This is a genomic window from Tsukamurella conjunctivitidis (assembly GCF_007858475.1).
Taxonomy (GTDB): domain Bacteria; phylum Actinomycetota; class Actinomycetes; order Mycobacteriales; family Mycobacteriaceae; genus Tsukamurella; species Tsukamurella conjunctivitidis.
Genome location: NZ_VIGX01000016.1, coordinates 1 through 14,588 on the forward strand (window position 1 = coordinate 1; position 14,588 = coordinate 14,588).

The 14,588-nt window shown below is 72.4% G+C and carries 14 protein-coding genes and 1 pseudogene; all 15 read left to right on the top strand.

Annotated elements, in window-relative coordinates; translation table 11 throughout:
- The coding region (locus tag FK530_RS25950; protein WP_158645154.1) for a hypothetical protein at window positions 1–810 on the top strand (810 nt) is incomplete at its 5' end.
- Window positions 794–1,213: a hypothetical protein gene (locus FK530_RS19530; protein WP_146488651.1), complete on the top strand. Its 420-nt coding sequence runs from the start codon at window positions 794–796 to the stop codon at window positions 1,211–1,213. The genes FK530_RS25950 and FK530_RS19530, both read left to right, overlap by 17 nt.
- A 9-nt stretch (window positions 1,214–1,222) precedes the next feature.
- On the top strand, window positions 1,223–3,658 hold the full coding sequence (locus tag FK530_RS19535) for a Tex family protein (protein ID WP_146488652.1): 2,436 nt from the start codon (window positions 1,223–1,225) through the stop codon (window positions 3,656–3,658).
- Between the two features lie 98 nt (window positions 3,659–3,756).
- On the top strand, window positions 3,757–4,734 hold the full coding sequence (locus tag FK530_RS19540; RefSeq protein WP_146488653.1) for a hypothetical protein: 978 nt from the start codon (window positions 3,757–3,759) through the stop codon (window positions 4,732–4,734).
- 61 nt (window positions 4,735–4,795) lie between these two features.
- Window positions 4,796–5,137, top strand: a complete 342-nt coding sequence (gene rplS / locus FK530_RS19545) for a 50S ribosomal protein L19 (protein WP_146488654.1) — start codon at window positions 4,796–4,798, stop codon at window positions 5,135–5,137.
- A gap of 133 nt (window positions 5,138–5,270) precedes the next feature.
- Complete coding sequence (locus FK530_RS26745) at window positions 5,271–5,894, top strand: hypothetical protein (RefSeq protein WP_231706716.1); 624 nt, start codon at window positions 5,271–5,273, stop codon at window positions 5,892–5,894.
- A gap of 92 nt (window positions 5,895–5,986) precedes the next feature.
- On the top strand, window positions 5,987–6,904 hold the full coding sequence (gene lepB, locus FK530_RS19550; protein ID WP_231706717.1) for a signal peptidase I: 918 nt from the start codon (window positions 5,987–5,989) through the stop codon (window positions 6,902–6,904).
- A gap of 6 nt (window positions 6,905–6,910) precedes the next feature.
- A complete protein-coding gene (locus tag FK530_RS19555) occupies window positions 6,911–7,594 on the top strand; it encodes a ribonuclease HII (protein ID WP_146488656.1) in 684 nt (227 codons plus the stop codon).
- Between the two features lie 43 nt (window positions 7,595–7,637).
- Complete coding sequence (locus tag FK530_RS19560; protein ID WP_040768524.1) at window positions 7,638–7,943, top strand: DUF2469 domain-containing protein; 306 nt, start codon at window positions 7,638–7,640, stop codon at window positions 7,941–7,943.
- 152 nt (window positions 7,944–8,095) lie between these two features.
- Window positions 8,096–9,313: an MFS transporter gene (locus FK530_RS19565; RefSeq protein WP_146488657.1), complete on the top strand. Its 1,218-nt coding sequence runs from the start codon at window positions 8,096–8,098 to the stop codon at window positions 9,311–9,313.
- Between the two features lie 52 nt (window positions 9,314–9,365).
- Entirely contained in the window at window positions 9,366–9,938 is a 573-nt protein-coding gene (locus tag FK530_RS19570; protein WP_146488658.1) for a TetR/AcrR family transcriptional regulator, read from the top strand.
- 108 nt (window positions 9,939–10,046) lie between these two features.
- A complete protein-coding gene (locus FK530_RS19575) occupies window positions 10,047–10,415 on the top strand; it encodes a YraN family protein (RefSeq protein WP_146488659.1) in 369 nt (122 codons plus the stop codon).
- Window positions 10,415–11,928 (top strand): annotated as a pseudogene (locus FK530_RS19580) (YifB family Mg chelatase-like AAA ATPase). Before FK530_RS19575 ends, FK530_RS19580 begins: the two are co-directional and overlap by 1 nt.
- A 2-nt stretch (window positions 11,929–11,930) precedes the next feature.
- On the top strand, window positions 11,931–13,079 hold the full coding sequence (gene dprA, locus FK530_RS19585; protein WP_146488660.1) for a DNA-processing protein DprA: 1,149 nt from the start codon (window positions 11,931–11,933) through the stop codon (window positions 13,077–13,079).
- A 293-nt stretch (window positions 13,080–13,372) separates the two neighbouring features.
- Window positions 13,373–14,575, top strand: coding sequence for a mechanosensitive ion channel family protein (locus tag FK530_RS26970; RefSeq protein WP_146488661.1), 1,203 nt, complete (start codon window positions 13,373–13,375; stop codon window positions 14,573–14,575).
- Window positions 14,576–14,588: the final 13 nt, after the last annotated feature.

Here is a 14,588-nt window from a genome sequence, read left to right on the forward strand (position 1 = left end):
GACACGGCCCGCCGCATCGCCGCGGGCCTCGGATTCGACCCGCCGGCGGGCGCGCTCACCGCCGCGGCCGGGCTGGATGCGGCGCGTGCCGACTTCCACGCCGACTACGCGCGGCTCGTCGGCGACACCCGCGCCCGGATGACCGACATCGCCGCGCGCACCGCGCTCGCCCGCCTGGAAGCCAGGGGGCAGAACCCGCCCGGCGACCCGGGGGCCGAGCAGGCCGCCGATCTCGCGGACGACCGCGGCCGCGCCGAAACCGAAGACGCCGCGGCCGAGGCCGCGCGACGGGCCGCCGAACTCGCGGGCGGGCACGGCGCCGCGGTCGGCTCCTTCGCGCCCCTCACGGGCCTCGGGATGCTCGGGCGGTCGCTCGGCGCCGACGGTGCGCACCGGGCGGCGCACTACGCCGTACCCGTCTCCGCGCCCGCCGATCTCGACCTGCGGCTGCGGGAGGTGTGCGGGGCGGTGACCGGGCCCGCGCGGGGCTGGGTGCGGATGGCCGTGGCCGAGGTCGCCGACGAGGCGGGTCGGCCGTGGCGGCTCATCGGCACCACGGAGCTCGACGGCTACCTGCGGCCCGGCGTGATCCTGCGGGACGGGGAGCTCGCCGCCGGCAACGAGACCTGGCCCGAGCTGTCCATCGCCACCTTCTGCGCGGCCCACGGTTTCGCGCCCGGACCGGTGGTCGGCGCGATCGAACCGCCGCCCGACGTGTGCGACTACCTGCGCGCGGCCGGGTTCACGCCCACGTGGTCGCCCGACGCGGGGACCGCGGGCTGGGAGGACGCCGATGCACCGCTCGACTAGCCTGCCCGACCTCGCGGACGCCGTGGCCGCCGTGCCCGCGGACCAACGCCACGCCGCGGGAGTCGCCCTCATCGCCGGGGCATTGGACCGCGCCGCGGACCCGGCGCTGGACGAGGCCGGCGACGTGCTGCTGGATGAGCGCCGCGCGCCCGGCTCCCGGCGGTCCGCGGCCGATGCCCTCGCGGCCGCCGCCGACCGGTTCGATCGCGACGCCCACGCCCGGCGGCTCGACGGCGACCACACCGGCTACATTCTGGGCTTCCAGTCCGCCCGGGTGATGGCGGCTCTGCATTTCCTGGTCCGCGACGGCGGCGCCGGGCTGACCGACGTCGCGTACGAGGCCGTCATGGTGTGGGGCGCCACGGAGCCGGTGATCGCGGAGCTCGTCGGTGCCCGCCGGTAGGGTGGCCGCGTGAATTCGAGCGCGCCCGTGAAATCCGTATCCGTCCGCATCGCCGAGGAACTCTCGGTGGGGGAGAACCAGGTGGCCGCGGCGGTCCAGCTGCTGGACGAGGGGTCGACGGTGCCGTTCATCGCCCGGTACCGCAAGGAGGTCACGGGCAGCCTCGACGACGCGCAGCTGCGGCAGCTCGAGGAGCGCCTCGGATACCTGCGCGAGCTCGACGACCGGCGCGCCGCGGTGATCGCTTCGATCGAGGAGCAGGGCAAGCTGACCCCGCAGCTGCGCGAGGCGCTGCTCGCGGCCGAGACCAAGGCCCGCGTCGAGGACATCTACCTGCCGTACAAGGTCAAGCGCCGCACCAAGGCGCAGATCGCGCGGGAGAACGGCCTGCAGCCCCTCGCCGAGCGGCTGCTCGAGGATCCGTCGCTCGTGCCCGAGGAGCTGGCGGCGGAGTTCCTCGGCGAGAACGTCGCGGACGCGGCGGCGGCGCTCGAGGGCGCGCGCCACATCCTCGTCGAGCGGGCCGCGGAGGACGCGGAACTCGTCGGCACCGTGCGGGAGAAGTTCTGGGCCGACTCCACCCTGCGCACCGGTGTGCGCGAGGGCGCCGATCCGCAGAAGGCGCAGAAGTTCCGCGACTACTTCGAGTTCTCCGAGCCGCTGGATCAGATGCCGTCGCATCGCGTGCTGGCAGTGCTGCGCGGGGAGAAGGAGGAGGTGCTCACGCTGCAGTTCGACGGTGGCGAGGACACCGACTACGAGTCGATGGTCGCCGCGACGCTGGGGATCTCGAACCAGGGCCGCCCGGCGGACAAGTGGCTCGGCACCGTGGCGCGGTGGGCCTGGCGCACCAAGCTGATGGTCTCCGCCACCGTCGACGCCCGGACCCGGCTGCGCCAGCGCGCCGAGGACGACGCCGTGCACGTCTTCGCCACCAACCTCAAGGACCTGCTGCTCGCCGCGCCCGCCGGCACGCGGCCGACGCTGGGCCTGGACCCCGGCTTCCGCAACGGCGTCAAGACCGCGGTCGTCGACGGCACCGGCAAGGTGCTCGACACGCTGATCATCTACCCGCACCAGCCCCAGAACCAGTGGGACAAGAGCAAGGCGCTGCTCGCGGCGCTCATCGCCCGGCACGACGTGGAGCTGGTCGCGATCGGCAACGGCACGGCCTCGCGCGAGACCGACGCGCTGACCACCGAGCTGCTAGGCGAGATCAAGAAGGCGGGCGCCCGGGTGCCGGCGAAGGCGGTCGTGAGTGAGGCCGGCGCATCGATCTACTCCGCGTCGGAGTACGCGTCGCAGGAACTGCCCGACATGGACGTCTCGCTGCGTGGCGCCGTCTCCATCGCGCGCCGCCTGCAGGACCCGCTGGCCGAGCTGGTGAAGATCGACCCCAAGTCGATCGGTGTGGGCCAGTACCAGCACGACGTCTCGCAGGCGAGCCTCGCGAAATCGCTCGACGCGGTCGTCGAGGACGCGGTGAACGCCGTGGGCGTCGACCTGAACACCGCGTCGGCGCCGCTGCTCGCGCGCGTCTCCGGTGTCACCGAGAACCTGGCCGCCGCGATCGTCGCGCACCGCGACGGCGCGGGCGCCTTCCGCAGCCGCAAGGGGCTGCTGGACGTACCCCGTCTCGGCCCCAAGGCCTTCGAGCAGTGTGCGGGCTTCCTCCGCATCCGTGGCGGCGACGACCCGCTCGACGCCTCCGGCGTGCACCCCGAGGCCTACCCGGTGGTCCGGAAGATCCTGGACCGCTCCGGGCTCGAGCTGGCCGAGCTCATCGGCAACGGCGCCGCGCTCGCGAAGCTGCGCCCGGCCGATATCGTGGCCGAGCTCGCCAGTGAATTCGGGCCTGAGCGTTTCGGCGTCCCGACGGTGACCGACATCCTCGCCGAGCTGGAGAAGCCCGGCCGTGACCCGCGGCCGGCGTTCGCGACAGCGACCTTCGCGGCCGGCGTGGAGAAGGTCTCCGACCTCACCCCCGGCATGGTGCTGGAGGGAGTGGTCACCAACGTCGCGGCCTTCGGCGCCTTCATCGACGTGGGCGTGCACCAGGACGGCCTCGTGCACGTCTCCGCCATGTCGGACCGGTACGTCTCGGACCCCCACGAGGTGGTCAAGTCCGGCCAGGTGGTCAAGGTCAAGGTCGTCGACGTGGACGTCGAGCGCCAGCGCATCGGCCTGTCCCTGCGACTGAACGATGACGCAGCTCCGAAGGAGCGCGGCCCGCGCGGCGGGGGAGCGCAGCGCGGCGGTCAGCGGGGCGGCGGGCCCCGCGGCGATGTGCGCGGTGGGCAGCCCGGTGGCGGCCCGCGCGGGCAGGGCGGGCAGAACCGCGGCCAGCGCGGCGGCGGCCAGAACCGGTCGTCGCGCGGAGGCGGGCAGGCGGCACCGTCGGGCTCGATGGCCGACGCGCTGCGCAAGGCCGGCTTCGGCAAGTAGTCCCCGCGCACGCGCCGCGCACGCGTCGCGTGCGCGGGAGATGCGCCCGTGGCAGCGTTCCGACCTGGGGTGACGATGCGCGCCGCTAGGTTGGAGGTATGTCCACCTGGTTCGCGAACGACATCGTCGCGGGGGGACGTCTGCCGCTGTTCTCCTTCTGCGTCGGGTTGATCGTGGGTTTCATGGGGATCCGGATCAGCGTCCGGCTGATCCGGGCGAAGGTGCGGTGGTGGTTCGGCAACGTGACGCCCGGCGGCCTGCACCTGCACCACATGGTGTTCGGCGTGGTGCTGTGCCTGGGCTCGGCGATCGGCCTCATCGCGAACTTCGACAAGGCGACGCAGACGACCGCTGCGGTGCTCGCGGGCGTCTTCGGGCTGGGGGCGGCGCTGATCCTCGACGAGTTCGCGCTGATCCTCTACTTGCGGGACGTGTACTGGCAGGAGGAGGGGCGCGCGTCGGTCGACGCGGTGTTCGTGGCGATCGCCATGAGCGGCCTGCTGCTCCTCGGTCTGCGCCCCCTGGACCTGGTGGACTTCGCCGGCTTCCGGGACTCGCCCGAGCGGGCCGCGCAGATCGGCTTCGGCGTGATCAGTCTCGCTACGGCCGCGATCGTGCTGCTCAAGGGCAAGATCTGGACCGGGTTGATCGGGTTGTTCTTCTTCCCGCTGCTGCTGATCGGTGCGATCCGGCTGTCCCGCCCGGGCGCTCCGTGGGCCCGCTGGCGCTACGACCAGGACTCGCGGCGCATGCTCCGGGCCCTGCGCCGCGAGCGCCGGCTCCGCCGGCCGCTGATCCGCGCGAAGATCGCGGTGCAGGACCTGATGGCCGGCCGCCCGGATCTGTTGCCGCAGCTGCGGGAGGACACGGAGAAGGAGCTGGACCGCACCGTCGTGCCCGCGCCGGCGCCACCCCGTCGGCCCCGGTCGATGGCCCGCCGGCTGACGATTTCGAGAAACCGTCGGAGATCTGGCACAATCAACAGGTTGCCCGGGCTGCGTGCTGCCCGGGTGTATCCGGCTGCGGAGCAGCCGGCACGACAGGAGTACGAACCGGTCGAACCCCCGCGGCAGTAGTCGCGACGGGCCGCCAGGGTCCTCTGCTCGCGAAGACATGTAAGAAACGGATGATCCAGCGATGAACACGCTCGACTTCATTGACCAGCAGTCCCTGCGCAGCGATGTGCCCGACTTCCGCCCCGGCGACACCCTTGACGTGCACGTCAAGGTCATCGAGGGCAGCAAGGAGCGCGTCCAGGTGTTCAAGGGCGTCGTGATCCGCCGCCAGGGCGGCGGCGTTCGCGAGACCTTCACCGTGCGCAAGGTTTCCTTCGGCGTCGGTGTGGAGCGCACCTTCCCCGTGCACTCCCCGAACATCGCCATGATCGACGTCCTCACCCGCGGTGACGTGCGTCGCGCGAAGCTGTACTACCTGCGCGACCTGCGCGGCAAGGCCGCCAAGATCAAGGAGAAGCGCTGACACCAGCGCCGCCGGCGGTCCACGTGACCGCCGCGTAGCACTCCCGAGCGCCCCACGAGTCCTTACCGACGCGTGGGGCGCTCGTCTGTCCCCACCTACGATGGGAGCCGGGCCGCGCCCGGGGAGGGGAGCCATGAGCGATAGTTGTATCCACGTGATCTCGCTGGCGCCGCCGGGTGATCCGGGCCGGCGGGCGCGCGCCGAGGCCGTCGCCGAGATCGCGAAGCGCCGCGGGCCCGAGCTGAGGATCGCCGACGCGCGATGGTGCCTGGACGATGCGCGAGCGGACCCGCGGCACATGGAGTTGTGCGGGCACGCATATCGGGGCGTCATCGACGCCTCGCCCGACTTCCGCGACGGGGTGTACGACGCCGACGCGCTGGAGGAGCTGGCCACCGCCCGGTGGCGATCGATGTACCCGCAGCGCCCGGAGGTCGATCTGGACTTCGGATGCGTCACCGCCGTGGAGGCCACGGACGACCCCCGGTGCCCGGGATGCGCGCGGGACTTCACGGAGATTCTGATGGGCGAGTGGTGCCAGCAGTGGTTCGACAGCCGCGTCGAGCCGACCGTGACGTGCAGCAGCTGTGGGACCGCGGGCCTCATCGGCGATTGGCAGGGGGAGGGCGGAACCTACTTCACCGACTGCGCTGTCTCGCTCTGGAACTGGCCGGACCTGTCGCTCGTGCCCGGGCTCGAAGCCGAACTCCTGAGTGCGATCGGTCCGCGCCCGCGCATCGTGTACGCGCACATCTGACGGCCGCCACCGGCGCTCGCCCGCTCGCGGTCTGGTCGCCGTGCGGCTCGGCGATCGGATGGTCGCACCGCCTGCTCGGTAGTGTGTACTCCGTGCCCGAGCAGACGAACTCCCCGGAGACCCCCGAGCCCAGCGATCCCGCATCGCCGGCCGGGGGGCCCGGCAACACCGGGGCCGAGGGCCCCGCCGCGCCCGCCCGCAAGGGCGGCCGCCACGCCGCACCGGACCCGGCACCGTCGGGCGAGGGGCGCGGCGCGGCCGACGACGATGCGTCCACGGGCGACCGGTCCGGGAGGCGTGCGAAGGCGAAGAAGGACAAGAAGACCAACTGGCCGCTCGAAGTCGGCGCGATCGTGCTGGTCGCGCTGGTGCTCAGCTTCTGCTTGCAGACCTTCGTCGGGCGCCAGTGGTACGTGCCGTCCGAGTCGATGGAACCCACCCTGATCGGGTGCGAGGGCTGCACCGGCGACCGGATCGTGACGCAGAAGATCAGCTACTTCACCGGTGATCCGAAGCCGGGCGACGTGATCGTCTTCCGGGCGCCCACCGAGTCCTGGGGCCTGGCGCCGGTGACGCCGGTGCGCTCGGACAACCCGGTGATTCGCGGCGTCCAGGAGGCGCTGTCCTACGTCGGGCTGCAGCCGCCGAACGAGAACGACCTCGTCAAGCGCGTGATCGCGGTCGGCGGCCAGACGATCCAGTGCCGCCCCGACACCGGCGTGACGGTGAACGGCCGCAAGCTCGTCGAGCCCTACCTCGCCGACGTCGCGAAGCAGCAGGCCGAACAGGACGGCTGTTGGGGCGTGCCCTTCGGCCCGATCACCATCCCCGACGGGAACGTCTTCGCGATGGGCGACAACCGCACCATGTCGCGCGATTCGCGCTTCCACATCGAGGACGAACTGCAGGGCACGATCCCCAAGGCCGACATCCGCGGCAAGGTCGTCGCGATCATCTTCCCGTTCAGCCGCTGGCAGACGGTGGATTCGATCAACCCGCAGCAGGGCTAGGGGCCGATGCGCGACCGATGGCCCCCGCGGCCGGTGGTGCGGGCATCGTCGGGCCTGAGCACGCTCGAGACCGTGCTCGGCCGGGCGGGGCTGGGCCCGGTCGCGGGCATCGACGAGGCCGGGCGCGGCGCCTGCGCGGGTCCGATGACGGTGGCGGCCTGCATCCTGCCGGCGCGGATTCCTCCGTCGCTGGCACGCCTCGACGACTCCAAGAAGCTGACGGAGAACGCGCGCGAGCAGCTCTACCCGAAGATCCTCGAACTGGCCGTGAGCTGGTCGGTGGTGTCGATCCCGGCACCCGAGATCGACCGGATCGGGGTGCACGTGGCGAACATCATGGGGATGCGGCGCGCGGTCGCCGGACTGCAAGTACGGCCGGGATACGTGCTCATCGACGGATTCACCGTGCCCGGGCTCGGGGTGCCCTCGCTGCCGGTGATCGGCGGCGACGCCTCGGCGTCGTGCATCGCCGCGGCCAGCGTCCTCGCCAAGGTGACCCGTGACCGGGTGATGACCGAGCTCGACGCGGACTTCCCCGGTTACGGCTTCGCGGTGCACAAGGGGTACTCGACGGCGGTGCACATGACAGCGCTGGGGGAGCTGGGGCCGAGCGTCCAACACCGCCTGCGCTACCAGAACGTGCGGGCCGCGCTGGCCGCGTCGTCGGGGAACGCCGCAGCGGCGCGGTAATCTGGAGCGGTTACGACTGATGACATCAGGTGAGGAGGACGACGTGAGCGCAGAGGATCTCGAGAAGTACGAGACCGCGATGGAGCTCTCCATGTACCGCGAGTACAAGGACGTGCTGAGCCAGTTCACCTACGTGGTGGAGACGGAGCGCCGCTTCTACCTCGCCAACGGGGTCGACCTGATCCCGCGCAACGCGGACGGCGAGGTCTATTTCGAGGTGCGGATGACCGACGCCTGGGTATGGGACATGTACCGCCCGGCGCGTTTCCTCAAGCAGGCGCGGGTCGTGACGTTCAAGGACGTCAACATCGAGGAGCTCGACAAGCCGGAGCTGCGCCTTCCGGAGTAATTCCGTCGTGCGCTGATCGGCTCGGCCGCAGGCACCGTTCCCGACGGGGACGGTGCCTGCGGCGTCTCACGAGATTAACAGTACACAGTGTCTCGAATACCTGCTATCGTTCTGAAACGAGTCACATTGTCTCGATATAGAAGGAATAGCTCATGTTGCTTGATCGGACCGCGGTTCCGTACCGCGTCGCACCCGCCGTGGTGAGCACGGCCTTCGCGTTCTTAGTGGTCATGATGGGGACCACCCTCCCCACGCCCCTCTACTCGATCTACTCCGCGCAGCTGGGGTTCAACTCGCTCACCGTCACCGTGCTGTTCGCGGTCTACGCGCTCGGCGTCGTCGCCGCGCTCACCGTCTTCGGGCGCCTCTCGGACGAGATCGGGCGTCGCCCGGTGCTCCTCGTCGCGGTGGTGCTGGCGGTTCTCAGCGCGCTTCTCTTCCTGCTGCCCCCGTCGCTGCCTCTGCTCGTGGTGGCCCGCGTCGTGTCGGGTCTCGGAGCGGGGCTCATGAGCGGCACCGGCACCGCGGCGGTCATCGACCTCTTCGCCCCGGAGAAGCGGGCGGCCGCGGGCACGCTCGCCGTCGCCGTGAACACCGGCGGCCTCGCCGTCGGCACGCTGCTCGCGGGGGCCGTCGCCGACCTCTCGTCGTCGCCGCTGGTCGTGCCCTTCGTCGTCCACCTCGCGCTCTCCCTGCTCGCCTTCGCCGGACTGTGGGCGTTCGCGCCCCGAACCGCCGTCGCGGGCCGCGTGCGGGTGCGCCCGCGGCGCCTGCGCGTGCCGAGTGAGATCCACGGCGCGTTCGTGCGGGCCGTGCTCGCCGCCGGCTCCGCGTTCGCCGTGACCGGCGTGCTCACCGCCGTCTCCGCGATCTTCCTGGCGAGGTTCCTTCACCTGCCTGGTCACACTCTTGCCGGCTTCGTCGTCTTCCTCGCCTTCGCCGGCATGGCGGTCGGACAGCTCGTCGCGCGCCGGATGGTGCCGCGCACGGCGCTCGTGGTCGGCTGCGCGGGTCTCGTGGCGGCCGCCGCGCTGCTGGCCGTCGCGCTCGCGGCGGAGTCCCTCGTCGCGCTGCTGCTCTCCGCCGCGGTGCTCGGCCTGTTCGGTGGACTCTGCATGAATGCGGGCATCGCGACGACCGTCGAGCAGGTCGAGCCCGTGCACCGTGCGGAGGTCTCCTCGTCCTTCTTCGCGGGCCTGTACGTGATGCTGGCCTTCCCCGCGATCGGGGTGGGCGCGCTCTCCGTCGCGGTCGGGCTGCGCGCGGCGGGCCTCGTCTTCTGCGCCCTGGTCGCGGCGCTCGCCGCGGTCGTCTGCGCCGTGGAGGCACGGTCGGCGGCACGGGCTCGTTCCCTGGCGGTGCGCGTGTGACCAGCGGATCCGCGGTCGTCCCGGCCCGTCGGGCGGCTGTTACGGTGGCGCGATGACGCAGACCGAGCGCCCGGTCGGGAGGCCCCGCAGCGAGGAGGCCCGCGCGGCGGTGCTGCGGGCCGTGGACGACATGCTCGTCGAGGAGGGCTATGCCGCGATGACGATGAAGGGCATCGCCGAGCGGGCCGGGGTCGGCAGGCAGACCGTCTACCGCTGGTGGTCGACGAAGGCCGAGATCCTGCTCGAGGCGAGTGCGGCGGACGCCGCCGGCGAGCTCGCCGTGGAACCCCGCGCCACGGCGCGCGAGGACGTCGAAGCGTTCCTCGCCGCCGTGGTCCGGTTCCTCACGGAATCCGATGCGGGACTGGCGTACCGGGCGTTGATCGGCGAGGCCCAGCACGATCCGAAGGTCGCCGCCCTGATCGCGGGCGCCGACCCGCTGGGCGATGCGGCGCGGGCCGTCATCGACCGCAATCGCGCGGCCGGACGGTGGGCCGGTGATCCTGATCCCGTGGTCGCCGCCGCCGAGCTCGTGGGGCCGCTCGTCTTCCGGATCCTGGTGCAGGGCGCCGTGATCGACCGGACCGACGTGGCCGCGATCGCGGCACGCTTCGTCCGACCATGACCGCCGGCCGGGGCCCGTTCTCCACAACTTTGCGTACATAACGTTTTTTCTCCACAGGCACCGCCCTCGCCGGCGGTGCCCGTGGTGTCCCGGCGGCACGATCGGCCCATGGGGAACAACGAGACGGGGCGGGCGGGCGAGGACGTGGTCTGCGACTTCCTGACGGACCGCGGGTGGACGGTGCTGGCCCGGAACTGGCGGTACTCGGGCGGCGGACTGCGGGGCGAACTCGACGTGATCGCCCGCGCACCGGACGGGCTGCTCGCGATCGTGGAGGTGAAGACGCGCTCCGGCACCGCCTTCGGCACCGGCTTCGACGCGGTGACGCCGCGCAAGGTCGCCCAGTTGCGGGCGCTCACCTCCCGCTGGCTCGCCGAGACCGAGGGCGCCTTCGCACGGGTGCGGATCGACGTGGCGTCGGTCTTCACGCCGCCCGGAGGCCCGGTGACGCTGGAGTACCGGGCCGGGGTCGCGTGATGGCCGCGCTGAGCAAGGTGCACTCGGTCGCCATCACCGGGGTGGACGGCGCGGTGGTCGAGATCGAGGGCTGCATCGGCGCGGGGCTCCCCGCCGTGCACCTCGTGGGCCTGCCGGACACGGTGCTCCGGGAGTCCCGCGACCGGATCCGCGCGGCCATCGTCAACATCGGGATCAAGTTCCCCGATACCCGGGTCACGGTGGCCCTCTCGCCCGCGACGCTGCCGAAAGTCGGCTCGGTGTACGACCTTCCCCTGGCGATCGCGATCCTCCTCGCGGCGGAACGCGTTGCCGCGGGCAGGGTCGATGGCGCCGTCCTGCTCGGTGAGCTCGCCCTCGACGGTCGGGTTCGGGGCGTCCGCGGTGTCCTTCCCGCGGTGCTCGCCGCGAAGGAGGCGGGCTTCATCCGTGCGGTGGTGCCGTTCGCCAACCTCGATGAGGCGGGCCTCGTCGACGGCATCGAGGTGCTCGGTGCCGGGCACCTGTCTGAGGTGGTGGCCTGGCTCGCGGGGGAGGGCGTCCTCGCGACGCCGGGGCCGCTCGTCGCGGGCGAGTGCGATCCCGCGGTGGCGGACCTTGCGGACGTGGTGGGGCAGCCGGAGGCGAAGTACGCGCTCGAGGTCGCCGCCGCCGGAGCGCACCACATCATGATGACGGGGCCACCCGGTATCGGGAAGACGATGCTCGCGTCCCGGCTGCCGGGGATCATGCCGGCGTTGGGACGGCGGGAGGCGCTCGAGGTGAGCGCGATCCACTCGATCGCCGGGAACCTGCGGCCCGACCGGCCCCTCATGACGGTGCCGCCCTTCGTCGCGCCGCACCAGACCTCGTCGGTGAGCGCCCTGGTCGGCGGCGGCACCGGCCTCGCCCGGCCCGGGGCGGTCTCCCTCGCGCACCGCGGCGTGCTCTTCCTCGACGAGTGCGCCGAGATGGGGCCGCGCTCGCTCGAGGCGCTGCGGACCCCCTTGGAGGAGGGGCAGATCCGGCTCGCACGGCGCGACGGCGTGGTGAAGTACCCGTCGCGTTTCCTGCTCGTGATGGCGGCGAACCCCTGCCCGTGCGCACCCGCGCGCGAGAGTGACTGCACGTGCACGGCGACGGTCCGCCGCCGCTACCTCGGTAGGCTCTCCGGGCCGTTGCTCGACCGCGTGGACCTGTGGGTGCGGATGGAACCGCCCGGCACCGGCGCGCTGCACGAGGACGGCGCCGCGGAGGAATCCAGTGCGACGGTGCGGACGCGGGTGCGCACCGCCCGGGAGGCCCCGCCGAGCGGTGGGGCGCCGAGGGGTGGCTCACGAACTCGGAGGTCCCCGGAGTGGTGCTGCGCCGCCGGTTCCGGCTCCCGGCGAAGGCCCTGCGACCGCTCGAGCAGTACCTGCGGTCCGGCGAGATCACAGCCCGCGGCGCCGACCGCTGCCTGCGGCTGTCGTGGACCCTCGCCGACCTGCTCGGCCTGGACAGGCCGGGTGAGGACGAGGTGATTCAGGCCTTGCAGTTCCGGGACAAGGAGTGAGGATGACCGGGGATGTACGACGCGCGTGGGCGTACCTGAGCCGGGTCGCCGAGCCGCCCTGCGGACCGCTGATCGCGCTGGTCGACGAGGTGGGGCCCGCGGCCGCGGCGGACATGGTGCGCCGACAGGAGTTCGCCGACGGTTTCGAGGGCGCGGCCGACGGCACCGTCGGGCGGGCGCAGCTGGATCGATCGGAGGCCGACCTCGCCCACATCGCGCATCTGGGCGGTCGGCTCGTGACGCCGGACGACGACGAGTGGCCGGCGCACGCTCTGCGGCGGCTCGCCGAGCGCCTGCCGTCGGAGGAGACCGAACACGAGGACGAGATGCGCGAGCTGCGGCCGGTCGCACTCTGGGCGGTCGGGCGGGGTCGGCTCGACGAGTTACTCGAGCGCTCGGTGGCGATGGTCGGGACCCGCGCACCGTCGAGCTACGGCGAGCGCGTCGCCGATCAGTTCGCCGGGGACCTGGCGGCGGAGGGCTTCACCGTGGTCTCCGGCGGTGCGTACGGGATCGACGGTGCCGCGCACCGCGCCGTGCTCGCCGCGGAGGGGCCGACGGTCGCTTTCGTCGCAGGTGGACTGGACCGGCCGTACCCCGCTGGGCACGCGGGCCTGTTCCGACGGATCGCCGAGGAGGGGCTCCTCGTCTCCGAGTACCCACCGGGCGGCGTGCCCGCGCGGCACCGCTTCCTCAACCGCAACCGCCTGGTGGGCTGCGTGACCGGGGGCGTCGTCGTCGTGGAAGCGGGCTTCCGCTCGGGCACCCGGAACACCGCGACGTGGGCGCGGCGCCGCGGGGTGCCCGTGTGCGCGGTGCCCGGGCCCGTCACGGCGGCGACATCGGTGACCTGCCACCAACTGATTCGTGAGGGAGCCGTGCTGGTCACGCGGAGCGCCGAGGTGATCGAGGAGGTGGGGCGGATCGGTGAACTCGCGCCCGAAGTCCCCGTGCCGACGCGGCCCACGGACGGCCTGGACGGCACGGCGCTCCGCGTGCACGGCGCGCTCCCGGCACGATCGGCGCTGCCGGTCTCGGAGATCGCCGTGATCGCCGGGCTGCCCGCCCGCGCCGTCATGGGGCGGCTCGCGCTCCTCGAGACGAAGGGGCTCGTGCGGCGCGATGGCGCGCTGTGGAGGCTCGACGGCTGACCTCGCGGCGGTCACGGCGGAACGCATGCGCACTCGCACGTAGATCCCGTGAACTCCGCCCCGTCGGAATTTGCAACCGCGTCAGTCGATCACGGTGACCCGGGGGTGAAATGTCGTGAATGCGTTCGGTTGTCGCGGCAGTTGGGGGTGTTGACGGGAGAACCGCCCGCGGAGTGCTTAGGGTTGGCCGCAGGGTGGCGGTGTCCAGCAACCGGCGTGGTCCCCAAGTCCTTCCCGTCGATGTCCTCCGCGCCGTCGGTGCGAGGAGGCATCGCTGATCGAGAGGTGAATCCATGACCTCCCAACTCGCCATCGACTACGGGGCCGGGCTCTCCGACGCCTGGAGTTCCGTCGCGACCTTCGTACCCAAACTGGCCGCCTTCCTGGCGATCCTGATCATCGGCTGGATCGTCGCGAAGGTCCTGTCCAAGATCATCGCGAAGATCCTCGCCAAGGTCGGCTTCGACCGGCTCGCCGAGCGCAGCGGGCTGCAGCGCGTCCTCGCCAAGAGCGACTACGACGCCGCGACCCTGCTCGCCAAGGTGGTCTACTACGCGGTCCTGCTGATCACACTGCAACTCGCGATCGGTGTGTTCGGCCCGAATCCGGTCGGGGATCTGCTGTCCCGCTTCGTCGCTTGGCTGCCCAAGCTGTTCATCGCGATCCTCATCATCGTGATCGTCGCCGCCATCGCCAAGGCCGTGAAGGACATCGTGGGCGGCGCGCTCGGCAGCGCCTCGTACGGCCCGCTGCTCGCCACCATCGCCTCGCTGTTCATCTGGGGCGCGGGAATCATCGCGGCGCTCAACCAGATCGGCGTCGCCACCACCGTGACCACACCCGTCCTGGTCGCGGTGCTCGCCACCATCGGCGGCGTGATCGTCGTGGGCGTCGGCGGCGGGCTGGTGCGCCCCATGCAACAGCGCTGGGACGGCTGGCTGAGCAAGGTCGAGGCCGAGATCCCGGCGCGACGTGCTGAGCGTGACGCGGCGGCGAAGGAGACCGCGCGGCACAGCCAGGCCGCGGGGGAGCAGCCCTCGGCGCAGGCGGCCCCGCAGGCCCAGAGCTACCAGGCCCCGCTACCGCCGCAGGCTCCGCACGCGCCGCTGTCCGCGCAGTCGACGCAGGCCGCGCCGATGCCCGCGCCCGGCGAGAGCTCCGGCCAGGGCGGGCAGCCGCCCACCGTCGGCCTCCCCGCGCAGGCGCCCGGGCAGCACCAACCGGGGCAGCACCAGTACGGGGGCCGCGCGCCGCAGCACAGCGCGCCGAGCCACCCGCAGGGCCGGCAGCCCGGTGCCGACGCCTGGAACCGGCAGCAGCCCGCCGACCCACAGGCGTGGCCCGGAGAGACTCCGCAGGCCGGGCAGCACGCTGGCCACCCCGGAGCGGAGCCGCAGAGCTGGCAGCAGGGCTGGCAGCCGGGTCCCGATCCCGAGCGCTGGCCCGGCGCCGATCCGCAGGAGCCGGGCCGCCCGTACCCGCCGCACCAGAACTGACCCCGTCGCCCGC